Raw genomic sequence first — 23944 nt, 5'->3', positions numbered from 1 at the left:
TAACGATCCACCGGTTTCGCTACAACCCACCACTCGCCTGAAACCCCACGCCTGCAGCAGTCAGCAGTGACAACGGCAGCAACAGGGTATCGAGCAGCGCGCTACCCGGCAGGTCCAGGCCCGGATAGCTTGGGGCTTGCGCACCAAAACGGTCCATCGCACAGCACCCGCCCTGCATCGCATATAAGTCCAGTCGCGTACCGGCATACACCACCGGAGCGCCGGACTGTGCGGCATTGAGCGTGCGGGCGGTGGCGCAGCCCGTCAGGCTCAAAGCCAGCGCAACCAGCAGCAGCTTACTCATCACCGCCCATGTGATGCTCGCCCCAACGCGGCAGCATGTCTTGAGGGATGTTGAGCAGATTAAGAATCCGCGCAACAACAAAGTCCACAAGATCATCAATGGTTTGCGGCTGGTGATAGAAGCCCGGCGATGCAGGCAGGATCACCGCGCCCATGTTCGAGAGCTTGAGCATGTTCTCCAGATGAATACTGGAAAACGGCGCCTCACGTGGGACCAGAATCAACTGCCGACGCTCCTTGAGCGTCACGTCTGCGGCGCGTTCGATCAGGTTGTTGCAGGCGCCGGTCGCGATGGCTGACAACGTACCTGTCGAACAAGGCACCACCACCATCGCAGCAGGCGAGCCGGAGCCCGAGGCGACCGGTGACATCCAGTCCTCTTTGCCATACACCCGAATCTGCCCGGCAGCAGCGCCGGTGTATTCGGTAAGGAAGGCCTGCATCATGGCCGACTTGGGCGGCAGCGAAACGTCGGTCTCAGTCGCCATCACCAACTGCGCGGCCTTGGAGATCAGAAAGTGCACTTCCCGATCTTCACGCACCAGACAGTCCAGCAGCCGCAAGCCGTACTGCGCGCCAGACGCACCGGTCATCGCCAGCGTGATACGTTCCGGGCCGCTCACTGCAACGCCTCGGCAAGTTTGCCGTGCAGGCCGCCGAAGCCGCCGTTGCTCATGATCACCACATGGGTACCAGGCTGAGCCTGGCTTTTCACACGAGCAATAATGCCTTCCAGAGAATCACAGACCACCGCCGGTACCGAACACTGCGCGGCGGTAGCGGCCAGGTCCCACCCGAGATTGGCCGGTGAGTACCACACCACCTGATCAGCTTGCTGCACACTTTCCGGCAAGCCGTCGCGGTGAGCGCCCAGCTTCATGGAGTTGGAGCGCGGCTCAATAATCGCGATTAGCGGTGCGTCACCGACTTTCTTGCGCAGGCCGTCCAGCGTGGTGGCAATGGCGGTCGGGTGATGAGCGAAGTCGTCATAGATGGTGATGCCGCGCACTTCGGCAACCTTCTCCATGCGCCGTTTGACGCTTTTGAAGGCGCTCAAGGCTTCGACGCCCAGCGCGGGCACGACGCCGACATGGCGTGCGGCTGCCAGAGTAGCCAAGGCGTTAGCGACGTTGTGCTGACCGGTCATGCCCCAGTCCACCGTGCCCTGTACTTCGCCTTCGAAGATCACTTCGAACTGCGAACCGTCCTCGCGCAACAAACGTGCTTGCCACTGACCGCCTTGGCCGGTGGTCTGCACTGGCGTCCAGCAGCCCATCTGAATCACGCGATTCAGTGCAGGCTCGGTGGTCGGATGAATGACCAGGCCTTCGCTGGGGATAGTCCGCACCAAATGGTGGAACTGGCGTTCGATAGCAGGCAGATCGGGGAAGATGTCAGCGTGATCGAACTCAAGATTATTGAGGATCGCAGTGCGCGGACGATAGTGAACAAACTTCGAACGCTTGTCGAAGAAGGCACTGTCGTACTCATCAGCCTCGACCACGAAGAACGGCGTACCGCCCAACCGGGCTGACACCGCGAAGTTCTGCGGCACACCACCAATCAGGAAGCCAGGACTCATGCCAGCATGCTCCAGCACCCAGGCAAGCATGCTGCTGGTGGTGGTTTTTCCGTGGGTGCCCGCGACCGCCAGCACCCAGCGGCCTTGCAGCACGTGATCGGCCAGCCATTGCGGGCCTGACACATATGGCAAACCTTTATTGAGCACATATTCCACGGCTGGGTTGCCACGTGACAGCGCGTTGCCAATCACTACCACGTCAGGAGCAGGGTCGAGTTGCGCCGGGTCATACCCCTGCGTCAGCTCGATGCCCTGAGCCTGCAACTGTGTGCTCATTGGCGGATAGACGTTGGCGTCGGAGCCGGTCACCCGATGCCCCAACTCTTTAGCGAGCACCGCCAGAGACCCCATGAACGTGCCGCAAATACCAAGGATATGAATATGCATGACCACCTCTTAAAACATCCGCGCAGGTTAGCTCACAGAGGGTGAAATGGCACTTAGTATCAACACCCGCCGTAGGACCGGCTTTAGCCGGGAGGGCGATATTCCCGATGAGCAGATGCGATGGGTCTAACGCCATCCTCCCGGCTAAAGCCGGTCCTACAGAGTTTCATGCTCACTTACCACACAGCAAGGTCTGCCCCTTTGCTCTACGCTTGAACAAGCGCACTATTCCGGAGCTACTGTCATGTCAGCTCTCCCACAACAAAAAATCAGGAGAAACCACCATGCGTTACGCACATCCCGGTACTGAAGGCGCTCTGGTCAACTTCAAGGAACGCTACGGTAACTATATTGGCGGCGAGTTCGTTGCGCCGGTCAAAGGTCAATATTTCACCAATACCTCCCCCATTACCGGCAAGCCCATTGCTGATTTCCCGCGCTCCACTGTCGAAGACATCGACAAGGCACTGGACGCCGCTCATGCCGCCGCCGATGCCTGGGGTTCGACCTCAGTGCAGGCACGCTCGCTGACCCTGCTGAAAATCGCCGACCGAATCGAGCAGAACCTCGAAATTCTGGCGATCACTGAAACCTGGGACAACGGCAAGGCCGTCCGCGAAACACTGAACGCCGACATCCCGCTGGCAGTCGATCACTTCCGTTATTTCGCAGGCGTATTACGTGCGCAGGAAGGCACCGCAGCCGAGATTGACGGCAATACCGTGGCTTATCACATTCATGAACCGCTGGGCGTGGTCGGGCAGATCATCCCGTGGAATTTCCCGATCCTGATGGCGGCCTGGAAACTCGCCCCGGCCCTGGCAGCCGGTAACTGCGTTGTGCTCAAGCCTGCCGAACAGACTCCGCTGGGCATCAGCGTGCTGGTTGAACTGATCGGCGATCTGCTGCCGCCCGGAGTGCTCAACATCGTGCAGGGTTACGGGCGTGAAGCCGGCGAAGCGTTGGCCAGCAGCAAGCGTATCGCCAAAATCGCCTTCACCGGCTCGACCCCGGTGGGCTCGCACATCATGAAACTGGCGGCCGATAACATCATTCCTTCTACCGTCGAGCTGGGCGGCAAGTCGCCCAATATCTTCTTCGAAGACATCATGAGTGCTGAACCCGAGTTCATCGAAAAAGCCGCAGAAGGCGTGGTGTTGGCGTTCTTCAATCAGGGCGAAGTCTGCACCTGCCCTTCCCGCGCACTGGTTCAAGAGTCGATCTATCCGCAATTCATGGAAGCGGTCATGAAGAAGGTCCTGAAGATCAAACGCGGCGACCCGCTGGACACCGACACCATGGTTGGCGCACAGGCGTCGCAGCAGCAGTTCGACAAGATTCTTTCGTACCTGGAAATCGCTCAAGGTGAAGGTGCCGAGCTGTTGACCGGTGGCAAGGTGGAAAAACTGGAAGGCGATCTGGCAACCGGTTACTACATCCAGCCGACGCTGCTCAAAGGCAATAACAAAATGCGCGTCTTCCAGGAGGAAATCTTCGGCCCAGTGGTCAGCGTGACCACTTTCAAGGATGAAGCCGAGGCAGTTGCTATCGCCAACGACACCGAGTTCGGTCTGGGCGCTGGCCTTTGGACGCGGGATATCAACCGTGCGTACCGGGTGGGGCGAGCGATCAAGGCTGGTCGAGTGTGGACCAACTGCTATCACCTATACCCGGCGCACGCTGCATTCGGTGGCTATAAGAAATCCGGCGTTGGCCGCGAAACCCACAAAGTCGCGCTTGAGCATTACCAACAGACCAAAAACCTGCTGGTGAGCTACGACACCAACCCGCTGGGCTTTTTCTAAGGCGGAAAATGAATGGCCTCTTCGCAGGCCATTCATGCCTGGACAGACCTCTATCGCACAAAGCAGCGACCTGTAGGAGTGAGCTTGCTCGCGATTGCGTCAGGTCAGTCGTGAGCTTTGCGACCTATCGCGAGCAAGCTCACTCCTACAGGAGGATGGGGCACCAAATTGGTTCACAAACCGCCGCATTCCACTGCATTCACGACAACCCTCCCCCGATAATTGGCGGCTTGCGCTGTGATGGAGTATTAATTGCTTACTTTGCTGCATTCGCCCCGTATTTGAACCGGGGCGTCATGGAGATTCTGTATGGCAAGCTTTTCCCACTCCGTCGGCGCACAGACGTATCGCTTCGATAGCCTCAAGGACGTGATGGCCAAGGCCAGTCCGGCGCGTTCGGGGGATTTTCTGGCGGGCGTAGCGGCGCTCAATGACGGCGAGCGGGTTGCAGCGCAAATGGCGCTGGCAGACATTCCCCTCAAGCACTTCCTCGAAGAAGCGCTGATTCCTTACGAGCAGGACGAAGTCACCCGGCTGATCATCGATACCCACGACAAGCAGGCTTTTGCCCCTGTAAGCCATTTGACCGTGGGCGGCTTTCGCGACTGGCTGCTCAGCGACAAAGCAGACGAAACCAGCCTGCGCGCACTCGCCCCCGGCCTGACACCGGAAATGGCAGCCGCCGTGTCGAAGATCATGCGCGTTCAGGACCTGGTACTGGTGGCGCAGAAGATTCGTGTGGTCACCAAATTTCGCGGCACACTTGGCCTACGCGGTCGTTTATCGACACGCTTGCAGCCCAACCACCCGACGGACGAACCCTCCGGCATCGCTGCAAGCATTCTCGACGGCCTGCTGTACGGCAACGGCGACGCCATGATCGGCATCAACCCGGCCACCGACAGCACCTCGTCTATCGTCGCGCTGCTGGAAATGCTCGACGCAATCATCCAGCGCTACGAAATCCCGACTCAGGCTTGCGTGCTGACCCACGTCACCACCTCGATTGAGGTCATCAACCGTGGCGTGCCGGTGGACCTGGTCTTCCAGTCGATTACCGGCACCGAAGCGGCCAACTCCAGCTTCGGCATCAACCTGAATCTGTTGCAGGAAGGCTATGAAGCTGGCTTGAGCCTCAACCGAGGCACGCTGGGCCAGAACCTGATGTATTTCGAGACAGGGCAAGGCAGCGCCCTGTCAGCCAACGCGCATCACGGCATCGATCAGCAAACCTGTGAAACCCGCGCCTATGCAGTGGCCCGCCACTTCAACCCGTTTCTCGTCAATACCGTAGTGGGCTTCATCGGCCCGGAATACCTCTACAACGGCAAGCAGATCATCCGCGCCGGGCTCGAAGATCATTTCTGCGGCAAGCTGCTGGGCGTGCCCATGGGTTGTGACATCTGCTACACCAACCACGCCGAAGCCGATCAGGACGACATGGACACCCTGCTGACGCTGCTGGGGGTCGCGGGCATCAACTTCATCATGGGCATTCCGGGTTCGGACGACATCATGCTCAACTACCAGACCACCTCGTTCCATGACGCACTTTACGCCCGACAGACTCTGGGCCTGCGGGCTGCGCCGGAATACGAAGCATGGCTGGAAAAAATGGGCATCTTCACTCAGGCCGACGGCCATGTGCGCTTTGGTGAAAGCCTGCCTCCCGCCTTCCGCCACGCATTGGCGCATCTGGGATGAGTGACGAATCCATGAGCGAATTGAACGACGTTTCCGATAACGCCCTCGACAACAGCCCAAACCCTTGGTTGGAGCTGCGCACCCTGACACCCGCGCGCATTGCCTTGGGTCGTACCGGCACCAGCCTGCCGACCCGTGCGCAGCTGGATTTCCAGTTTGCCCATGCCCAGGCCCGGGATGCCGTGCACTTGCCGTTTGATCACGCGGCGCTCAGTGAACAACTGGCGGCCAAAAACCGCGAAACCCTGCATCTGCACAGCGCCGCAGCGGACCGGGACAGCTATCTGCAACGCCCGGATAAGGGCCGACGCCTGGACGAAGCCTCCGCACAAACTCTGCGTGACTATGCATCGGCTCATCCTGGTGGAACTGATATAGCCGTGGTGGTTGCCGACGGTCTGTCTTCACTGGCGGTGCATCGTCACACCGTGCCATTTCTGGCGCGCATGGAGGAGCTGGCCAGCGCCGAAGGATGGACACTCTCTCCGGTTATTCTGGTTGAACAAGGTCGTGTGGCCATTGCCGACGAGATCGGCGAACTGCTCGGCGCAAAAATGTCAGTCATCCTGATTGGCGAACGCCCCGGCCTGAGTTCGCCCGACAGCCTTGGCCTGTATTTCACCTACGCGCCCAAGGTTGGCCTGAATGATGCGCACCGCAACTGCATCTCGAATGTGAGACTTGAAGGGCTGAGTTACGGGCTTGCCGCGCACCGTCTGCTTTACTTGATGCGGGAAGCCTGCAAACGGGGGGTTTCCGGGGTTAATCTCAAGGACGATGCACAGCTCAATAGCCTGGAATCTGACGAGCCGCTCAACACGAAAGGTAACTTTCTACTCGCGGGCCCATCGGACTGAGCATTAGATTGTGCTTTCTAAACTCATTCGCCAGCATCGGGCAAGCAGCCTGATTGAACATTCGTCATCGAGAAGTTGAGGCCCAACCATGCGGATCATTAAAGCCACACTGGAACACCTGGACCTGCTAGCCCCGCTATTCGTCAAATACCGGGAATTCTATGGCGAACTGCCGTTCCCCGACTCTTCCCGCGCCTTCCTCGAAAAACGCCTGAGTCGGGATGAATCAGTGATCTACCTGGCGCTGGCTGCCGATGATGACAAAAAGCTGCTGGGCTTTTGTCAGCTCTATCCAAGCTACTCGTCGCTTTCGCTGAAACGCGTGTGGATCCTCAACGATATCTATGTGGCCGAAGACGCTCGTCGCCAACTGGTGGCCGACCACCTTATGCGTACCGCAAAGAAAATGGCCAAAGACACCCAGGCCGTTCGCATGCGCGTGTCTACCAGCAGCAACAACGAAGTGGCACAAAAAGTCTACGAGTCCATCGGGTTTCGCGAAGACACGCAGTTCAAGAACTACGTCTTGCCGATCAGCGAGGATTAAAACGGTTACAGGAACCTCCCTCGTGGGAGCAGAGCTTGCTCGCGATTCAGGCGCTGAGTTACGTCAGACAGACCGCGTAATCTTTCATCGCGGGCAAGCCTCGCTCCCACAGCGACCGCGCGACCTCGTAGGACCGGCTTTAGCCAGGAGGGCGTCGTCCCGGACGAAAGATATGCCGCAATGTGACGGCCCTCTCCCGGCTAAAGCCGGTCCTACGGCAAACAGGTTCTATGTTTCCCCCTCCCCACCCATTCTGCTTCTATAATCCCGCCGCAACCCCTCAGTAGTTACTTCCGCACGTGACCCGGTTTGGGTCTCCGCTATTGGTGCCATACATGGATTTCAACCCGCTCGACCTGATTCTGCACTTGGATGTCTACCTCGACCTGCTTGTGACCAACTACGGCACTTGGGTCTACGCGATCCTGTTTCTGGTGATTTTTTGCGAAACCGGCCTGGTGGTGATGCCCTTCCTGCCAGGCGATTCATTGCTGTTCATTGCTGGCGCAGTAGCGGCCGGTGGCGGTATGGATCCAGTCCTGCTGGCTGGCTTGCTGATGTCAGCAGCGATCATTGGTGACAGCACCAACTACATCATTGGCCGCACCGCAGGCGAGAAACTCTTCCAGAACCCCAACTCGAAGATTTTCCGCCGCGACTATCTGGTTCGCACCCACGAGTTCTACGACCGCCATGGCGGCAAAACCGTCACCCTCGCCCGCTTCCTGCCGATCATTCGCACCTTCGCGCCCTTCGTCGCTGGCGTTGGCAAAATGCATTACCCGCGTTTCCTCGGTTTCAGTGTGCTGGGCTCGGTGCTGTGGGTCGGCAGCCTGGTCACCCTCGGGTACTTCTTTGGCAACGTGCCGTTCATCAAGAAAAATCTCTCGGTACTGGTGCTGGCAATCATCCTGATCTCGCTGCTGCCGATGATCATCAGCCTCGTACGCAGCCGGTTGAGTCGCACGGCGGACGCCCGCTAAGGCATGTGGTCTTTCAACCAATGGCGTCGACAACGCAGGCTGGCCAGAAGCCCGGTCGGCCCGGAGCTCTGGCAGCGCGTGCGAATGGGTTTGCCGATCCTTGATGGCCTGAGCGCCGAGCAAAGCGCTTTGCTATTGGAAAACAGCGTGCTGTTTCTGCAGGACAAACACATCACCTGCCTGCCGGGCGTTGAGCTCAGTGACGAGCAACGCCTGCATCTCGCCGCTCAAGCCCAACTACCATTGCTCAACCTCGGCGACCTGAACTGGTATCAGGGTTTTCACGAACTGGTGATTTATCCCGACGACTTCGTCAGCCCGCAGCGCCACCGCGATCCCAGTGGTATCGAACACGAATGGGACGGCGAGCACAGTGGCGAAGCCTGGCAGCAAGGCCCGGTCATCCTCGCGCTGCCCGGCGTGCTGTCCAGCGGCAACTGGGAGCCATACAACCTGGTGATCCACGAACTGGCGCACAAGCTCGACATGCTAAACGGCGATGCCAACGGGCTGCCGCCGCTGCATGGCGACATGCAGGTCAGCCAGTGGGCCAGCGTCATGCAGCATGCCTATGACGACATGAACCACCAGCTCGATGCGCATCCAGACGTTGAAACCGTCATCGATCCGTACGCTGCCGAAGATCCCGCCGAGTTTTTTGCCGTGACCAGCGAGTACTTCTTCTGCGCACCGGATCTATTGGCCGAGACCTACCCGGCGGTGTATCAGCAGCTTAAAGCCTTCTATCGTCAGGACCCGCTCAGCCGCCTGCAAACCCTGCAGCGTGATGAACCTTCCTACCAGAATCAGGACTAACGCCTGCAGGCTCGCCAGGCCGATGGCCACGCGTGGCAACACCAACAGAATATGCCTATAATCCGGCCCACTTTTTGGCTTAACCAGCCAAAGCCGTCTGGTCAATCAAGGGGGGCAATGCCCAATGAGCTACAGCAAGATTCCGGCCGGTAAAGACCTGCCGAACGACATCTACGTCGCGATCGAAATTCCGGCCAACCACGCGCCGATCAAATACGAAATCGACAAAGATTCCGATTGCCTGTTCGTTGACCGCTTCATGGCGACGCCGATGTTCTACCCGGCCAACTACGGTTTCATCCCTAACACCCTGGCTGACGACGGTGACCCCCTCGACGTGCTGGTTGTAACCCCTTACCCGGTTACTCCAGGCTCGGTTATCCGCGCCCGTCCAGTTGGCATCCTGCACATGACCGACGACGGCGGCGGCGATGCCAAAGTCATCGCAGTCCCACACGACAAGCTGTCCCAGCTGTACGTCGATGTGAAGGAATACACTGACCTGCCTCCGCTGCTGCTGGAGCAGATCAAGCACTTCTTCGAGAACTACAAAGATCTCGAAAAAGGCAAATGGGTGAAAATCGAAGGTTGGGGCAACGCAGACGCCGCCCGTGCAGAGATCACCAAATCGGTTGCCGCCTACAAAGGCTGATCGATCGCTGCATCGTCAACGGAGCATCTGTCAGCAGATGCTCCGTTAACTCTCCTCGCAATGCCCCCTCTTTTTTGAATCTCCTCACCTGACAATCACGCCGATTAACTTTTCTGCGCAAACAATCGGGTTTTCGTTAAACACGCGCCAAACAAACAACTCCCGCCGTTAAACCCGATAAACAAACACCTTCCCCCTGCCATTCGGTAACGAGCAAAACCTGCAGTGTTTACCTGTCGCCAACTGATGACAGAATTAACCTACACCGCCCGCAAAACCCTGTAATCCCGGGGCTCATACGACAATCAGACGCAGCGCTCATTTGAACACCTCGTTTATTTAAACCCGCTAACGAGCGCCGTAAACTCATTGCCATGAATACATCAGGTGATCGACTACGCGCCCTCCTGCGGGAGTGCCACCTCTCAGCCACGGACTTCGCCGCCAACCGGAAGGTCACGCCTCAGCATGTGAATAACTGGTTCAAGCGTGGCATTCCCATGGCCCGGCTCGATGAGGTGGCTGAACTATTAACCGTCAACGCGCGTTGGCTGCGCACGGGCGACGGTCCCAAGCACCCCTGCGACTCTGCCAATGAAAACAACGGCGGCGACTCCGACGCGCGCCCTCACTCTAGCCGCAGCTCGCTACGCAGCGATGTGGAAGTACCGGTTTATAAGGAAACCGAATCGGACACTGGCGACACCCTCATCACCGAAGCACCCGGCAAGAAAATCCGCCTGCCGCTGCATGTGCTGCAGAGCATGAACATCAACATCGAGAGCGCCATTTGCATCGCCATGGTCGGCAACAGCATGGCGGACAAGATCCAGGACGGCTCTCTGCTCGGCATCGACCGCGGCCTGACCCGCGTCATCGATGGCGAAATGTACGCCCTGGAACACGGCGGCATGCTGCGCGTGAAGTACCTCTACCGCCTCCCCGGCAACGGCCTGCGCCTGCGCAGCCACAACAGCGCCGAATACCCCGACGAACTGTTCACGGCAGAACAGATCGAGCAACAAGGCATCCGAGTGTTGGGATGGGTGTTCTGGTGGTCGACGCTGAATACAAGAAGGCATGCGATACCGTTTCGGTGAGCTGACCCATCGCAGGGTGGACACCTGTCTGTAGGAGCTGCCGAAGGCTGCGAATCGGTCGGCCATGAAAACCCTTTCGCAGCCTTCTGCAGCTCCTACAGAGAATCGTGGCGCGTCAGAGGGACTTTCATTTCTCCAGCGGCCTTAACGACAGATCTTCCAACAAAGTGTTTCAAGACTGGGCAAGCGCCGCGAACATCAGTATCCTCTGCGCCATCCCGGCCCGAAGCACACAACGCCTCGACGCCGACGGTTACGCCCAGACTCATACCTGGTCAGCGTCACCATCCAAATTAGCGCCACTCGCTGAGCGCACCTGTTAAAGGCGAGCACGGTTTGCCAAAAACAAACCAAGCTCGTCCTTGAGAAGCCGGCCACAAGCCGGCTTTTTAGTGGGCCATCGAAAATAATCTCGCCTATCTCAAGCTGGTCAATTAAACAGCCTGCAAATCCCTTAGCGCCTCAGGATGCTGACTCGCAACCCGAAGTAACGTCTGCGCCGCACCAGTGGGTTGGCGACGCCCCTGCTCCCAGTCTTGCAGAGTGCGCAAGCTAACCCCCAAAAGCTGGGCAAACGCATTCTGAGAAACACCGACCTTGGCCCTGGCCTCAGCCGCAGCGGACAGCTTTACTTCAGTCACACGAGCAGCCTTACCAGCTTTCATCTGACGTACCGAAGTCAGCATGTCCTTCTGAAATTGCTCCATTTCATTGTCCATCACTGATTTCCTCTTTCATTTGTTTCAGGAAGGCGGTGGGAAGGTTGTCGAACTTCGCCTTGGTGTAGGCGATCAGCAACCAGATGTAACCCTCAGAGAGCGCATTGTAGTAAATGACCCTTGTACCGCCGCGTTTGCCCATTCCGCTACGAGACCAACGTACCTTCCTTAGCCCACCCACCACTGCCGGGAATGACATCTCCCGCCAACGGGTTAGCCGCTAGCCAAGCGATGAACTCCTGGCGCTCTCCATCAAGCCATATGGACTCGGCGTAGCGTTTGAAAATTTCGGTTTTGATGATCGTATACATTGCGGAAATATACGGCAATGCCGTACCGATGAACAAATGTTATTCTCGCCACAATGCCGGCCCAGAGACCGGAATAGCTTCAGCTGTGACACAGCACCAAGCAATACCAATCCTTCGGTCCACTTTCCACCAACCAATAAAAAACCCGCCGAAGCGGGTTTTTTGTCCAGTACCATTCCAACTCCCTGTCGGCAGTATCCTTTCATGGTCGATCATCCTTGATCCTGACGGGCTTCCTGCTCGTCAGTGGTTGGATCCAAGACTATGCCTGTCGGGCAGGTCTGCAAATGGCAGTTTTTCTCTATCGCGTGTAAGCGTTTGGCTATGTGTAGATTGAGACTTTTCAAACGGCCTGGATAACAACCAATCAACCAGCAAATGCGGAGTCTGAGTAAGCATCCAGACCAAGCCTTCTGCGCCTGGCAACCAACGCCCGCCGAAACGACAAATCCGCATACTCCATGAACAGCCGGGCCAATTGATTCATCGCGGCTTCCTCTCCTTCGCTGCCGACGACAAAATCAAAAACCAGGGCGCCTTTGTTTTCATCGGGGAGGCCTTCCCAGCTTGTCATTAGATAGGCGCACATCGCGCTGACGACTTGGAGTTTGGTGAGGTTTTCAGGAGGTGTAGCGGATTCATTGCAGTTCATAGATGGCTCAAGTCCTCGAGTAATTACGAGCCAATTTTTCGATGATTCTGCCTTTGTGACCACACGCTATAGCGTGCTTTTGTCCGGTTTAGGGTGAACTGAGTTGATGGGCAGTCTTCCGAGACGCAAACAGACGGATATTCCGCGTTATCGTTCATCGCGCCTCGCTCCCACAGGATCTGCGCGAACCGTAAGACCCGCTTTATCCGGTCCTATGTCAGCGCTATCAGACGCCCTCCATCTCCGCCGAAGCCTCAATCTCTGCTTCCTGATACTGAAGCAGCGGGATATCCACCAAAGCTACTTGCAGCGGAGGGAAGTGGTTTTCTTCTTCCGAATCCCTGGTGCTCAAGCTTATGCCCAGCGGCATGCCTGCGTACGCATCCAGCGTCAGGTTGTAGATGTCGGCGTTGGCGGCACGCACGCTCGTGGTTGAGCCACCTGCGAGATGGACGTGGGTATGGCTGATCAAGTCCATGACGGCCGCGCTGTCCAGGTTGTATTTGCCTACCAGCATATGGACACCCTGCTGGGCAACAGCTGAGTTGTTGGTATCGAACGCAAGTTCGTCTGTGAAGTATTCGTCCAGTGCCCGGTAGAGTTCCGGCGTCATGCCTTCTTCACTGTCCCAGCCCAGTTGCCAGGCATCGTCATGCGGGTGATCTGCTGCTTCGTCGAGCAGACGGATGCGATGGATCAGAGCCGGGTTGATCAGAAGCTTTCGGTTGTTCAGGGTGCTGACCACCAGCCATTGCGGCTCTGCATGCTCGACGCTCAGTACATCAGAGGCCTGAGAATATTGCGCGAACGTGATGGGGTACCACCGGCAATTCGTCTCGCCAGGAAGCATTAAGCCTAAGTGCCCCCAGAAGCCGTCGAAGATGGCATCTTCACCTGGAACCCAATGGTTGGAGGTCATTCTTCGGCCATTAGTGGCGAAATCCATGATGTCATCGACATTGCTGCCCAGAAGCGTGGCGATGTCCCTCAAGACCGGAATACCAGGCTCTGCTTCGCCGCTGTCCCACTGCCCGATGAGTTGCTCGGACACACGCAATGCCTTGGCAAAATCCGCCATCGGCATGCCCAGCGCGGCGCGTAATTTTTGTATGTATTGCATGACTCTCTCCAGCCGTTAGTGCTTCAAGAAGCAGATGCTGAGCCAGCAGGTGACCGGTACGTCAGCATCTATCGGAGGAGAAAACTATCTGGAGTCAGCAAATGCGTTCGTAGTTAGGGGCTATGAGGGTTGTAGTGGATTACGTAAATGGCTGACGGAAGATTCTTACGAAGAGAAGCGAAAGGCCGTGCTGGCCTGCCAAGCAGCCGACCAATCACTGAATGGAATGCGATTCCCCTGTGGGAGCAGAGCTTGCTCGCGATGAACGATGACAGGGTCCGCCTGAAACAATGGGGTGTCTGCGTCGCGGGCAAGCCCTGCTCCCACAAAGGACCCTGTTTCAGCGCGACAGCATGGTGTAAGTAACACCGAAGTGGCTTTACTGACTAAATCCCTGCCTTACCCTGTTTCACTGCCTCGCCATTCATCACTACCGTCAGCCACGGCAGTTGATAGATCCGTACTGGCTGGGTTTGGGACAGAACATTGAGCATGCCGGGTACGTCGTCGAGGTTGAATACGCCGCTGACGGCGGTGTCAGGCAGGTTGCCAGCAACGACCAGCGAGCCAGGCATGTAGCGCTCGAGGTCGGCGAAGACTTCGGCCAAGGGGCGGCGGTTGAAAATGAGTTTGCCGCGTTGCCAGGCCGAGGCGGTGGTGACGTCCAGCGGGCTCGTAGTTGAAGGCGCTGAGCCGTTTTCAAATTCGAGTTGCTGGGCGACTTTCAGCGGGACGGCTTCGCCGCCTGAAGAGACTTTGACTTCACCTTCGGTGACGCCGACGCGAACTCGCTGGCCCTGGCGGTCTACATCGAATCGCGTGCCAACAGCCTGCACACTACCGCCAGACGCCTGAACGACAAAGGGCCGGTTGGCGTCTTTGCTGACTTGAAACAACGCCTCGCCTTTAAGCAGGCTGATATCGCGACGGTTGGCCGAGTAATGCACAGACAACGCTGTGGCGCTGTTCATCCAGACCTGGCTACCGTCCTCGAGGGTGAGCATTTTGCGCTCGCCGACCGCCGTGGTGTGGTCGGCGAAATAGACCTGCACAGGCTCTGTAAAACTGGTCAGCGCCAGCGCGCCCAACCCGGCAGCCAGTGCGACCCAGCGTAAAGGGCGGCGCTGGGGCGTGGCCGGGGGGACGAAGACTTCAGCGGTCCGGGTATTCGGGATGGCCTGCCACATCTGTTCGGCAAGCCCGGCTGCAGCTTCATGCGCAGGGCTTTGCTGACGCCAGCGGGCGAACGCGGCGTGCTCCGCTTCGCTGGCGCTGCCCGAGGTCAGCCGCACCCATTGTTCAATGGCCTGATCTTCCAGCTCAACGTTGGGCATTGCGTGGGTCATAGGCTCGGTCATGGTGATGGGCTCGAAGAAGCCGCCAGTAGAGAGTGCATCGCGCTCATTCTAAATGCACTCCGACTGACGTAGCCAATCCCGACAGTGACGCATGGCCTGCACGATGTATTTGCCCACTGAGCTTTCCGACACCCCCAACCGCGTGGCGATTTGCGCGTGAGTCAAACCTTCAAGGCGATTGAGCAGCAGCGCGAGCCGAGCATTGCTTGGCAAAAGATGTAATGCCTTATCGAGTTGTTCGATCGCTTCAGCCGCCAGAAACGAGCGCTCCGGCGATGCCATCGGGTCGCAGAAATCCTCATCGAGCGCGTCGTCGTCCTGCAAGGCCGAACGCCGTTGCTCCTGACGCAGACGGTCGATTGCCAGGTTGCCCGCCACCCGAAAGACAAAAGCTCGCGGCTCCATAATCTGAGCTGTGTCGGACAACCCGGCCAGGCGTAGATAGGTGTCCTGAGCCACATCTGCCGCCTTTTCCACATTGCCCAAACGACGTGCGAGAAAGGCCAACAGGTCGGCGTAATGCTCCTGAAAGACTGCCAGCAAGTGATTTGAGTTGGGTGAAACGGACATTCGGACTGCCCCGACGGGTGAGGCGTGCATCCTATCTCAACTGAGAACAGTTATCATCACTATCTCCTCGCCAATGCGTTTTTGATCTAGCCACGTCACGCCGATGAAAAATATTTCAACAATAGACGGCAAGGTTGGGGGAGATGATTCGTCGTTGGGGTGGGCGCGAATAATTCTCATGTCGTGTCACCATCTACATTCAAGACGGACGATTTAAATGCAGGCACCTTCCAAGTTATTTGCTCCGGTCAATGCACGCACATTGACCCTGACGCTGATGTTGACCATGGCTGGCAGCCTGCCCTTGATGCCGCTCACTGCGATGGCCGCTGACACCTCGACCAGTATTGATCTGAAGCTGCCCGAGCAATCCTTGGATCAGGCACTCACCCAACTGGCTGATCAGGCCAACGTCCGTCTTATCTTCAACTCCAGCGATGTGGGCGCGCTGCGTACACCGGCGCTACAAGGCAAATATACATTGGGCCAGGCCATGGACCGGCTGCTGAAGGGCAGCGGCTTCACCTGGCGCTTGCTGGACGATCGCACAGTGGTGCTGGAGAAACTGCCGGTTTCCGGTGACTCTGCGATGGTATTAAGCGCCACCAATGTCAACGCCGTGGGCCAGCCAGGGACGACCACCGACGGGACGGGTTCTTACACCACCGGTGGCAGCAGCACCGCGTCGAAGCTGAACCTGAGCCTGCGCGAAACACCGCAGACGGTGAGCGTCGTGACGCGTCAGTTAATGGACGACAAGAAACTCACCAGCCTCGATAAGGTGTTGGAACAGACACCCGGTATTACCTTTCAGTACCGTAACTTCGGGGGGCACGTTTACACGTCGCGTGGCTTCTCGCTGCTGGCTGAAAGCTTTCTGATTGATGGCGTGCCAGGTCAGGGCTACCAGATCACCGGCTGGATGAAACCTGATACCGCCATATACGATCGCGTCGAAGTATTGCGCGGCGCTTCCGGCCTGCTAGTGGGTGCAGGCGAGCCTGGCGGAGCAGTCAATCTGGTGCGCAAGCGCCCAACAGCGGAGAACAGGCTGACGGTGCAGGCCAGCGCAGGCTCCTGGGATCGCTACCGGATGGACCTGGACGCCAGCGGCAAGCTCAACGACTCCGGCAGCGTGCGCGGCCGCATGGTCACCGCTTACGAAGACAACGGTTCTTACATCGACGAGCGCAACACCCGCACGCCGTTGATGTACGGGATTGTCGAAGCCGACGTGAATGATGACACCACGCTGACCCTGAGCCTGCGTCATCAGGAAAACGTCATCAACGGCTATTCGATTTACGGCCTGCCGCGTTACAGCAACGGTAACTCGCTGGATATCTCCCGCTCGACATCGCTGGTGCAGGACTGGAACCGGCACGAGAGCGACATGAGCGAGGTGTTTGCCGAAGTTGAACACCGCTTCAATGATCGCTGGAGTAGCACCACCTCGATGACGTATTCCGAGGGTGGGTTTGATCAGCAGATTGCTTATGCGCAAGGCACGATCAGTCCAGTCACCAACGCGGGTTCGACTTTTCGCAGGGTATTGTTCCGCCGCGATGAAGTCGCCAGTACCGGGCTGGACAGCCATGTAAACGGTAACTTCGACGCTTTTGGCCTGACTCATGAAGTGACAGTCGGCGCCACGTGGTCCCGGCAGCAGGCCAATACCAAACAGGCAACCGTGAACCGGACAGCGGCACTGAATATTTTCGATGTGAACCATCACGCGTTCGCCAAACCAGCAAGGCCGGCATGGGCAACCGATATCGACATGACCGAAGAGCGCTCGGGTGTTTATGCCAACTCGCGGCTGCGCCTGACGGAACAACTGAGTCTGGTACTCGGCGGTCGCGCCAGTTGGTATGACTACACCTACGACGTCGATAAAGGTGCCGCCCTCTCTTACGAATCCAAAGTTACCCGTGAGGTGACTCCTTATACGGGCCTGATCTACGACATCAACGACAACTGGTCGTGGTACGCCAGCTATGCGGAGATCTTCAACGCACAAGGCAACTACATTGATGCCAGCGGCTCACCATTGTCACCCTCGACAGGCGACAACTATGAGACCGGCATCAAAGGCGAGCTTTTCGATAAGCGTCTGAATTTGTCCATGGCCCTGTTCTACATCAAGCAGGAAAATGTGGCCGTGGCGACCACAAACTTTAATTGCACGAGCACAGACCTGGACGGCGTTTGCTACGCAAACGGCGTCACCAAACGGAGTAAAGGCATCGACCTGGAAGCCAGCGGTGAAGTGCTCCCAGGCTGGCAGGTCTTTGGCGGTTATACCTTCAACCTGCTGCGCAACGACAGTGAAGCTGTTGAAGTTGCCTACGAAACACCCAAGCACATGTTGCGCCTGCAAACCAGCTACAACCTGCCCGGAGCCTGGAACCGCTTGACCATTGGCGGGGGTGTTTCGGCTCAGTCCTATTACAAAGCGGCCTCAACTACCGGGCTGGATTACGGTAGCCAGGGCTATGCCATCTGGGATGCCCGCGCCAGCTGGAAGCTGGACGAGCACTGGAAGGTTTCGCTGAACGCCGAAAACCTGTTTGACCGCCGCTACTACACCACCGCAGTCGCCACAGACCGCTCGAACCTGTTTGGTGATCCGCGCAGCTACATGCTCACGCTACGTGGCGACTTCTGATCGGGGACCACACGCTAACGCCAGGCAAACACTTCCCCTGTAGGAGTGAGCTTGCTCGCGATGCGTTCTTTCAGTTGGCAAATCACGGCCAGCCAGGACGCTATCGCGAGCAAGCACCCTTCTACAGAATTGCTACAAATCAGCGAACCAGATCGTGAAAGGTAAATTCCGCCAATCCATGTCATGGCTGCACACTTGGTGTGGGCTGGCCTGTGGCTGGCTGCTGTGCGCGATTTTTATGACCGGTACGTTGAGCGTTTTCCGGGAACCCATCACGCGCTGGATGGAAGCTGAGCCATTGGTTTCAGTCGATCAAAGTGCCGCCGCCAGCGACGATGCAGCGATGGCACGCTCCGCCGAACGCTACCTGCTTGAGCACGCCAGAGGCGCCCGATTCTGGCGGGTCGAGTTCCCCCAGTACCCAGGGCAAGCCCTGCAACTGGCCTGGCGTGCAGGCTCCACTCTCCAGCAGGTTTCGCTGTCGGCCGAGACGGGGGAGGTACTGCCCGGCGGCGGAGTGCGAAAAACCGAGGGCGGTCGGCACTTCATGTCGTTCCACTACATGCTGCATTTACCGGTACTGGGTTTCTGGCTGGTGGGCTGGCTGACCGTAGGCATGCTGGTCGCCCTCGTATCGGGCCTTGTTATCCACCGAAGAATCTTCCAGGACTTCTTCACCTTTCGGCCTCAAAAGGGTTTGCGCTCCTGGCTAGACGCGCACAACGCCACCGCGATCATCACCCTGCCCTTTCTGCTCATGATCGCCTACACCGGGCTGGCGATTTTCTATACCAGTTACATGCCCTGGCCACTGCAGGCGGCCTATGGCGCGAGCCCGAATGCCTACAGTCAGTTTCAATCGCAATTGTCGGGGCCAGTGACATTGGCCAGTCCGGGCAGCAACACTTCGATAACCCCGAATGACTGGCCTTCTTTGTTGCGACAGGCGCAAGCGCTGACCGGTCAGCGCCCACGCATGTTGCTGGTGCAGAACCCGGAACTGCCTAACGCGACCGTCCGGGTAATGGGCCGCCACGAGATAGCCCATCCTTCGCAAACGCTGTTTACCCCGCAAGCCAGTGTGCTGTTCAACGGCGTGACAGGCGAGACGCTACAATTCCAGAAGCCGATATCGGAAACGCTGTCGCCAGGTGACCGGATCTATGGAGTCTTGCGCTCGCTGCACTTCGCCGAATTCGGCGGATGGGGCATCAAGTGGCTGTATTTCGTCAGCGGTTTGCTGGGCATGGCGATGATGGCTACCGGCACGCTGCTGTTTACCATCAAGCGCCGTAACAAGAGCCAAAAGGAATTCGGTGCCGCGACGGCCAGAATCTATCGCTGTATCGAGGCGTTTAATGTGGCGAGCATTGCGGGCATCGGTATCGCCTGTATCGGTTATTTCTATGCAAACCGATTCATACCCGTGGACGTGCCAGACCGCGCTACTTGGGAGATTCGCAGTTTCCTGCTGATCTGGCTGGCCACGTTGATTCACGCATTGATCAGGCCCACAGCCCGAGCCTGGACTGAGCAGTTTGCTGCCGCCGCCGTACTGTGCCTGTGCCTGCCACTGCTCAATTTTCATACAACCGGCCAGCATATTGGCGGCTACCTCAGAACCGGAGATTGGCAACGCGGGAGCGTCGAGGCCATAGCGTTTGGGTTTGGAGTCATGCTGGTGATTGCTTTGTTGAAGCATCGAATGGCTAACCAGACAACCCGCAGCTCGATTTGAAACGCCGTTTATTGTGGGAGCTGAGCTTGCTCGCGATAAGGGCACTGCGACTCTAAAGTGAACCGTGTCCAGCCTTATCGCGAGCAAGCTCAGCTCCCACATAAAATGCGCATTCCAATTCGCAAATTATTTGTGGCATCTACAGGTGATGTGTAATGAAAAAAACCACCAACACACACCTCTACCGATGGATGATTTTCAGCCGAGTACTGGCCGCCACGGTGGGCGGTTATGTTTTGTCTGCATTGGTAATGGCGATGCTTGCGCTGTTGCTACCGCGGCTCTCGGGCAGCGATCCCGCAAGCGTTGTGCAGATCACGACGCTGTTGAGTTTTGTGTTTTACACTGCTGTCGTCGTTTGGGTATTCAGCGCCGCCAGCGTCTGGCGAGTGTGGTTCGGCCTTGGGTTGGCGGCGTTGCTGACGGGCGCGGTAATCGTCGGGCTGACGATTACCGCGTAGGCGTTAAACCTTGAAGTGTCCGACCATCGTCTGCAACTGCCCGCCCAATCGGGCAAGCTCTACACTCGACGCAGCGGTCTCTTCGCTGGCTTCCGCAGTCTGCTCGCACACGTCGCGCACATTGACGATGCTGCGGCTGATTTCATCGGCAACCGAGCTTTGTTGCTCAGCAGCAGCGGCAATTTGCTGGTTCATCGCCTGGATACCGGACACCGTCTGGGTAATGCTTTCCAGCGAAGTGCCCGCCTTGCGAGTCAGCGCAACGCTGCTATCGGTCAGGGAGCGGCTACCCAGCATGATTTGCGAGACCTGACGGGTACCGTTTTGCAGGCCGGCAATCAGGCTTTCGATCTCCTCGGTGGATTGCTGAGTACGCTGGGCCAGACCCCGGACTTCGTCTGCTACGACTGCGAAACCACGGCCTGCTTCACCGGCCCGGGCCGCTTCGATGGCAGCGTTCAGCGCCAGCAGGTTGGTCTGTTCCGCCACAGCCTTGATAACGTCCATGACTTTGCCGATCTTGTCACTTTCCTGCTCCAGCAGCGTCATGGCGTCGCTTGAGCGCAGCACTTCACCCGCCAGTTTTTCGATCTGCGTAATCGCCTCGCCCACTACCTTGTCACCCTCCCTCGCTTGCGTGTCGGCATTGGCGGCAGCCATCGAGGCTTGCTCGGCATTGCGGGCGACTTCGTGCACGGTGGCGGACATTTCCTGCATGGCCGTCGCGACCTGATCGGTCTCGATTTTTTGATTATTAACCCCGGCGCTGGTTTGCTCGGTGACGGCAGACAACTCCTCGGCAGCGCTGGCGATCTGCGTCACACCATCGCGAATCCCGCTGATCAGATCACGCAACGTGGCGCCCATGCGCTGGATACCTTGTTGCAGTACGCCCAGTTCATCGCGACGGGTAACGGTAATGGTGTGGGTCAAATCGCCAGAGGCAATGCGGTCGACGACGTCGAGGGTTTGCTGCAGCGGACGGGTGATCTGCCGGGTGATGATAAAGGCGGCAAAAATACCTAACAGAAGGGCCAAAACAGTGCCACCGACCTGCAGGCTGCGGGCTGTAGTGGTGTCTTCGGCGGCAAGTTGCAGCTGGATTTTGGCGAGTTCATTACCCAGATTGACGATTTCGTAACCTTGGGCGGTCATGTCCTTGCGCGCCGTCACGATAGCGTCGTTCGCAGTTTTATAAGCCTGAACCAAGGTCAGATAATTACGCAGGGAGGCCTCCAGTTGAGCGACTTCGCTGCTGCGGGTAGCGTTGAAAGCGGCCTTGAGCTTATCCACGTTTTTAATGGCTGTATCCAGCTGACTGAACGCCGCCTGCTCAGTCTTTTCGTTGGAGTTGCCGGTGTAACCGCGCACCTCATAACGGACCAGTTGAAAGTCCATTTTGGCATCGGCCAGCAGTTGCAACTGGTCTGAGCGCTCAGGGCTGGTCGGGTCCTGTATAAGCACTTCGTCATTGATAGTGGCAATCAACTGGGCGCCTTGGGTCGCCTGTACGCCCATGTCGGCCCGGACTTTGGTGCTGGTCTGATAGCCACTGCGCATCTGGCTCAGCGACATCTCGTAGTTTTTGATGATGTCGGTAAGTTGCGTGAGTGCTTTGGCGTTGAGGGGATGGGTGAAGGTCGCCAACAGAAACTGCTGTTGCTTCTTGAAGTCATCTAGGGAGGCCTGCACTTTTTGTGCGGCAGCGTCATCACCGTTTGCGATCATGTATTGCAAACGCGCGACACGTAATACGGTCAGGCGATCAGTGAGTTCACTGATATCGCCAATTTTCTCGGTCCGGAAGATCAGCTTATCCAGGCTGGTCCATCCCAGGAGCGACAGCAGCGCCGTGAATAAAAGCACAACCCCGAACCCCAGGGCTAACTTCATGGTGACGCTGATATTGGCCAAGCTGCTATTCATAAAATCTCCGTGATATGCCTGTGTTCCCCCATTGCACGCTGTGGTTATTTTTATTGAGAGCAGCCTGTGCACAGGGCGTATCGGCCCGCCAACCCAATAACTTGACTGTTTGTTAATTTTTTTTGAGGCGCAGTCCTGATTTCACACCCCACTCAAACCGCCGATCCAGAGCCCTCACCTGCCTCTAAATTGCCAACAAACAGGCCCGATTTCGGCGCTGCACTAGCTGTAACACTCAGTAAATATCCTCAGTTCGTCAGTGAAATGGCATCGCGTGGCCGGAATCGCTGCAGATGCCTGCCCCGATCTCCGAAAATACGTCCCCAGGGTTATCACTCATGAAGATCAGCGTTTTCGGATCAGGCTATGTCGGCCTGGTGGCCAGTGCCTGCCTTGCCGATGTCGGTCATGACGTCATGTGCATGGATATTGATCCGCGCCGTATAGAGCAACTGGATGCAGGCGAAACGCCCATCCATGAACCGGGTCTGGACATGCTCATTCGCAGCAATGTCCATGCAAAACGTCTGCTGTTCTCAACCGATGCGGCGCAGGCGGTGAGTTTTGCCGATCTGCTGTTCATCGCAGTCGGCACACCGTCCGATGAGGATGGCAGCGCTGACTTGCAACATGTACTCGCCGTCGCGCAAAGCATCGGTCAGCACATGCAGGGCTACAAAATGGTGGTCGGTAAATCGACCGTTCCAGTTGGCACCGGGGAAAAAGTCGCCGCCTCCATCCGCAACGCGTTGGAAATGCGGGATCTGCAACTGCCATTCGATGTTTGCTCAAACCCTGAATTTCTCAAGGAAGGTGCTGCCATCGACGACTTCACGCGAGGCGCCCGAATCATTATCGGCACCGACTCCGAACGCGTCAGGAGCGTCATGCGCGAGTGCTATGCACCGTATAACCGTAATCACGACAAGCTGATGTTCATGAGTCTGCGGGCCGCCGAACTCACCAAGTACGCCGCCAACGCCATGCTGGCGACGAAGATCAGTTTCATGAATGAAATGGCCAATCTGGCTGAGCGCCTGGACGTGGATATCGAACAGGTTCGCCACGGCATCGGCAGCGACCCGCGCATCGGTTATGACTTTATCTATCCCGGTTGCGGCTACGGCGGCTCCTGTTTCCCCAAAGATATTCAGGCGCTGAGCCGCACCGCTCAGGATGTCGGCTATACCCCACAACTACTCAGGGCTGTCGAAGAGGTCAATCAACGGCAGAAAACAGCCCTGTTCCGAAAGCTTGAGCAGGCTTTGGAGGGACAACTGGCAGACAAAACCATCGCTGTGTGGGGGCTTGCGTTCAAACCAAATACCGATGACATGCGCGCAGCGCCCAGCCGGGATCTCATGGAATCGCTTTGGAACGCTGGCGCCAGGGTGCAGGCCTACGACCCGGAGGCAATGCAGGAATGTCGGCGAATATACGGCGAGCGTGACGACCTGGTCCTGGTCGGAGATCGCATTCAGGCGGTCAAGGGCGCTGACGCACTGGTGATTTGCACTGAGTGGAAAGCTTTTCGTAGCGTCGACTTCACTTGGCTCAAGCAACAACTCAAATGTGCTGTCGTGATTGATGGCCGCAACCTGTATGAGCCCAAGGCCTTGGCGGACGCCGGGCTGAGCTATTCGAGCATTGGCCGGGTGTGAGATAGGTTAGTCACCGGGAGTCAT

Annotated in this window: 21 protein-coding genes and 2 pseudogenes; 12 read left to right on the top strand and 11 right to left on the bottom strand. The window is 57.6% G+C overall.

Features of this window, described 5'->3' with window-relative positions:
- Nucleotides 1–19: 19 nt before the first annotated feature.
- From ACYASS_RS04705 to mpl, 3 genes are read right to left on the bottom strand one after another with little or no spacing between them, the layout of a single operon-like run.
- Nucleotides 20–304 carry a YceK/YidQ family lipoprotein gene (locus tag ACYASS_RS04705; protein ID WP_463585256.1) on the bottom strand — a complete coding sequence of 95 codons (285 nt, stop codon included), beginning with the start codon at nt 302–304 and terminating at the stop codon, nt 20–22.
- Nucleotides 297–926: a flavin prenyltransferase UbiX gene (gene ubiX / locus ACYASS_RS04700; RefSeq protein ID WP_122662432.1), complete on the bottom strand. Its 630-nt coding sequence runs from the start codon at nt 924–926 to the stop codon at nt 297–299. The genes ACYASS_RS04705 and ubiX overlap by 8 nt, the downstream gene beginning before the upstream one ends.
- Entirely contained in the window at nt 923–2272 is a 1350-nt protein-coding gene (gene mpl, locus ACYASS_RS04695; RefSeq protein ID WP_463585255.1) for a UDP-N-acetylmuramate:L-alanyl-gamma-D-glutamyl-meso-diaminopimelate ligase, read from the bottom strand. The genes ubiX and mpl overlap by 4 nt, the downstream gene beginning before the upstream one ends.
- A gap of 284 nt (nt 2273–2556) precedes the next feature.
- On the opposite strand from mpl, the gene exaC reads away from it, so the two are divergent.
- The 8 genes from exaC to ACYASS_RS04655 all read left to right on the top strand — a co-directional run bounded on the left by exaC (nt 2557) and on the right by ACYASS_RS04655 (nt 10736).
- Entirely contained in the window at nt 2557–4077 is a 1521-nt protein-coding gene (gene exaC / locus ACYASS_RS04690) for an acetaldehyde dehydrogenase ExaC (RefSeq protein WP_463585254.1), read from the top strand.
- Nucleotides 4078–4386: 309 nt separating this feature from the next.
- Nucleotides 4387–5781, top strand: a complete 1395-nt coding sequence (locus ACYASS_RS04685; protein WP_463585253.1) for an ethanolamine ammonia-lyase subunit EutB — start codon at nt 4387–4389, stop codon at nt 5779–5781.
- Nucleotides 5778–6638 carry an ethanolamine ammonia-lyase subunit EutC gene (gene eutC / locus ACYASS_RS04680; RefSeq protein ID WP_463585252.1) on the top strand — a complete coding sequence of 287 codons (861 nt, stop codon included), beginning with the start codon at nt 5778–5780 and terminating at the stop codon, nt 6636–6638. Before ACYASS_RS04685 ends, eutC begins: the two co-directional genes overlap by 4 nt.
- Before the next feature lie 88 nt (nt 6639–6726).
- Nucleotides 6727–7185, top strand: a complete 459-nt coding sequence (locus ACYASS_RS04675; protein WP_243247806.1) for a GNAT family N-acetyltransferase — start codon at nt 6727–6729, stop codon at nt 7183–7185.
- A gap of 335 nt (nt 7186–7520) precedes the next feature.
- Nucleotides 7521–8168, top strand: a complete 648-nt coding sequence (locus ACYASS_RS04670; RefSeq protein ID WP_463585251.1) for a DedA family protein — start codon at nt 7521–7523, stop codon at nt 8166–8168.
- Between the two features lie 3 nt (nt 8169–8171).
- Complete coding sequence (locus ACYASS_RS04665) at nt 8172–8984, top strand: M90 family metallopeptidase (RefSeq protein ID WP_463585250.1); 813 nt, start codon at nt 8172–8174, stop codon at nt 8982–8984.
- 124 nt (nt 8985–9108) lie between these two features.
- Nucleotides 9109–9636, top strand: a complete 528-nt coding sequence (gene ppa, locus ACYASS_RS04660) for an inorganic diphosphatase (RefSeq protein WP_003317259.1) — start codon at nt 9109–9111, stop codon at nt 9634–9636.
- A 374-nt stretch (nt 9637–10010) separates the two neighbouring features.
- Nucleotides 10011–10736, top strand: a complete 726-nt coding sequence (locus tag ACYASS_RS04655) for a LexA family transcriptional regulator (RefSeq protein WP_463585249.1) — start codon at nt 10011–10013, stop codon at nt 10734–10736.
- Nucleotides 10737–11170: 434 nt separating this feature from the next.
- On the opposite strand, the gene ACYASS_RS04650 is transcribed toward ACYASS_RS04655, so the two are convergent.
- The 6 genes and pseudogenes from ACYASS_RS04650 to ACYASS_RS04625 all read right to left on the bottom strand — a co-directional run bounded on the left by ACYASS_RS04650 (nt 11171) and on the right by ACYASS_RS04625 (nt 15466).
- The gene (locus tag ACYASS_RS04650) at nt 11171–11455 is read right to left on the bottom strand and encodes a helix-turn-helix domain-containing protein (RefSeq protein WP_162874173.1); all 285 of its coding nucleotides are present in this window, start codon (nt 11453–11455) and stop codon (nt 11171–11173) included.
- A pseudogene (locus ACYASS_RS04645) lies at nt 11445–11766 on the bottom strand (transcriptional regulator). Before ACYASS_RS04645 ends, ACYASS_RS04650 begins: the two are co-directional and overlap by 11 nt.
- Before the next feature lie 367 nt (nt 11767–12133).
- A complete protein-coding gene (locus ACYASS_RS04640) occupies nt 12134–12418 on the bottom strand; it encodes a hypothetical protein (RefSeq protein WP_463585248.1) in 285 nt (94 codons plus the stop codon).
- A gap of 226 nt (nt 12419–12644) precedes the next feature.
- Entirely contained in the window at nt 12645–13538 is an 894-nt protein-coding gene (locus ACYASS_RS04635) for a helix-turn-helix domain-containing protein (RefSeq protein ID WP_463585247.1), read from the bottom strand.
- A 386-nt stretch (nt 13539–13924) separates the two neighbouring features.
- Nucleotides 13925–14896, bottom strand: coding sequence for a FecR family protein (locus ACYASS_RS04630; RefSeq protein WP_463585246.1), 972 nt, complete (start codon nt 14894–14896; stop codon nt 13925–13927).
- 48 nt (nt 14897–14944) lie between these two features.
- Nucleotides 14945–15466, bottom strand: a complete 522-nt coding sequence (locus ACYASS_RS04625) for a sigma-70 family RNA polymerase sigma factor (RefSeq protein ID WP_463585245.1) — start codon at nt 15464–15466, stop codon at nt 14945–14947.
- Nucleotides 15467–15683: 217 nt separating this feature from the next.
- Here ACYASS_RS04625 and ACYASS_RS04620 point away from each other — a divergent pair, with 217 nt between their 5' ends.
- The 3 genes from ACYASS_RS04620 to ACYASS_RS04610 all read left to right on the top strand — a co-directional run bounded on the left by ACYASS_RS04620 (nt 15684) and on the right by ACYASS_RS04610 (nt 20333).
- On the top strand, nt 15684–18134 hold the full coding sequence (locus tag ACYASS_RS04620; RefSeq protein WP_463585244.1) for a TonB-dependent siderophore receptor: 2451 nt from the start codon (nt 15684–15686) through the stop codon (nt 18132–18134).
- Between the two features lie 154 nt (nt 18135–18288).
- The gene (locus ACYASS_RS04615; protein WP_463585243.1) at nt 18289–19872 is read left to right on the top strand and encodes a PepSY-associated TM helix domain-containing protein; all 1584 of its coding nucleotides are present in this window, start codon (nt 18289–18291) and stop codon (nt 19870–19872) included.
- A 155-nt stretch (nt 19873–20027) separates the two neighbouring features.
- Complete coding sequence (locus ACYASS_RS04610) at nt 20028–20333, top strand: DUF3649 domain-containing protein (RefSeq protein WP_463585242.1); 306 nt, start codon at nt 20028–20030, stop codon at nt 20331–20333.
- 3 nt (nt 20334–20336) lie between these two features.
- Here ACYASS_RS04610 and ACYASS_RS04605 read toward each other — a convergent pair whose 3' ends face one another.
- Complete coding sequence (locus ACYASS_RS04605) at nt 20337–21041, bottom strand: methyl-accepting chemotaxis protein (RefSeq protein WP_463585316.1); 705 nt, start codon at nt 21039–21041, stop codon at nt 20337–20339.
- A 198-nt stretch (nt 21042–21239) separates the two neighbouring features.
- Nucleotides 21240–22226, bottom strand: a pseudogene (locus ACYASS_RS04600) (methyl-accepting chemotaxis protein); the annotation flags it as partial.
- A gap of 371 nt (nt 22227–22597) precedes the next feature.
- On the opposite strand from ACYASS_RS04600, the gene ACYASS_RS04595 reads away from it, so the two are divergent.
- On the top strand, nt 22598–23920 hold the full coding sequence (locus ACYASS_RS04595) for a UDP-glucose dehydrogenase family protein (protein WP_463585241.1): 1323 nt from the start codon (nt 22598–22600) through the stop codon (nt 23918–23920).
- The last annotated feature ends 24 nt before the right edge of the window (nt 23921–23944 follow it).

It is taken from the genome of Pseudomonas sp. HP_14 (assembly GCF_055283875.1).
Note: the sequence above shows the minus strand (reverse complement) of the source record. Positions and strands in the feature narration are given on the sequence as shown.

Excerpts from the sequence above, each read along its gene's own strand:
- ACYASS_RS04635 (WP_463585247.1), bottom strand. The coding sequence starts at position 13,538 with ATGCAATACATACAAAAATTACGCGCCGCGCTGGGCATGCCGATGGCG.
- ACYASS_RS04640 (WP_463585248.1), bottom strand. The coding sequence starts at position 12,418 with ATGAACTGCAATGAATCCGCTACACCTCCTGAAAACCTCACCAAACTC.
- ACYASS_RS04670 (WP_463585251.1), top strand. The coding sequence starts at position 7,521 with ATGGATTTCAACCCGCTCGACCTGATTCTGCACTTGGATGTCTACCTC.
- mpl (WP_463585255.1), bottom strand. The coding sequence starts at position 2,272 with ATGCATATTCATATCCTTGGTATTTGCGGCACGTTCATGGGGTCTCTG.
- ACYASS_RS04610 (WP_463585242.1), top strand. The coding sequence starts at position 20,028 with ATGAAAAAAACCACCAACACACACCTCTACCGATGGATGATTTTCAGC.
- ACYASS_RS04605 (WP_463585316.1), bottom strand. The coding sequence starts at position 21,041 with ATGTCCGCCACCGTGCACGAAGTCGCCCGCAATGCCGAGCAAGCCTCG.
- ppa (WP_003317259.1), top strand. The coding sequence starts at position 9,109 with ATGAGCTACAGCAAGATTCCGGCCGGTAAAGACCTGCCGAACGACATC.
- ACYASS_RS04675 (WP_243247806.1), top strand. The coding sequence starts at position 6,727 with ATGCGGATCATTAAAGCCACACTGGAACACCTGGACCTGCTAGCCCCG.
- ACYASS_RS04685 (WP_463585253.1), top strand. The coding sequence starts at position 4,387 with ATGGCAAGCTTTTCCCACTCCGTCGGCGCACAGACGTATCGCTTCGAT.
- ACYASS_RS04665 (WP_463585250.1), top strand. The coding sequence starts at position 8,172 with ATGTGGTCTTTCAACCAATGGCGTCGACAACGCAGGCTGGCCAGAAGC.
- ACYASS_RS04705 (WP_463585256.1), bottom strand. The coding sequence starts at position 304 with ATGAGTAAGCTGCTGCTGGTTGCGCTGGCTTTGAGCCTGACGGGCTGC.
- ACYASS_RS04595 (WP_463585241.1), top strand. The coding sequence starts at position 22,598 with ATGAAGATCAGCGTTTTCGGATCAGGCTATGTCGGCCTGGTGGCCAGT.
- ACYASS_RS04650 (WP_162874173.1), bottom strand. The coding sequence starts at position 11,455 with ATGGACAATGAAATGGAGCAATTTCAGAAGGACATGCTGACTTCGGTA.
- exaC (WP_463585254.1), top strand. The coding sequence starts at position 2,557 with ATGCGTTACGCACATCCCGGTACTGAAGGCGCTCTGGTCAACTTCAAG.
- ACYASS_RS04625 (WP_463585245.1), bottom strand. The coding sequence starts at position 15,466 with ATGTCCGTTTCACCCAACTCAAATCACTTGCTGGCAGTCTTTCAGGAG.
- ACYASS_RS04630 (WP_463585246.1), bottom strand. The coding sequence starts at position 14,896 with ATGACCGAGCCTATGACCCACGCAATGCCCAACGTTGAGCTGGAAGAT.
- ACYASS_RS04620 (WP_463585244.1), top strand. The coding sequence starts at position 15,684 with ATGCAGGCACCTTCCAAGTTATTTGCTCCGGTCAATGCACGCACATTG.
- eutC (WP_463585252.1), top strand. The coding sequence starts at position 5,778 with ATGAGTGACGAATCCATGAGCGAATTGAACGACGTTTCCGATAACGCC.
- ACYASS_RS04655 (WP_463585249.1), top strand. The coding sequence starts at position 10,011 with ATGAATACATCAGGTGATCGACTACGCGCCCTCCTGCGGGAGTGCCAC.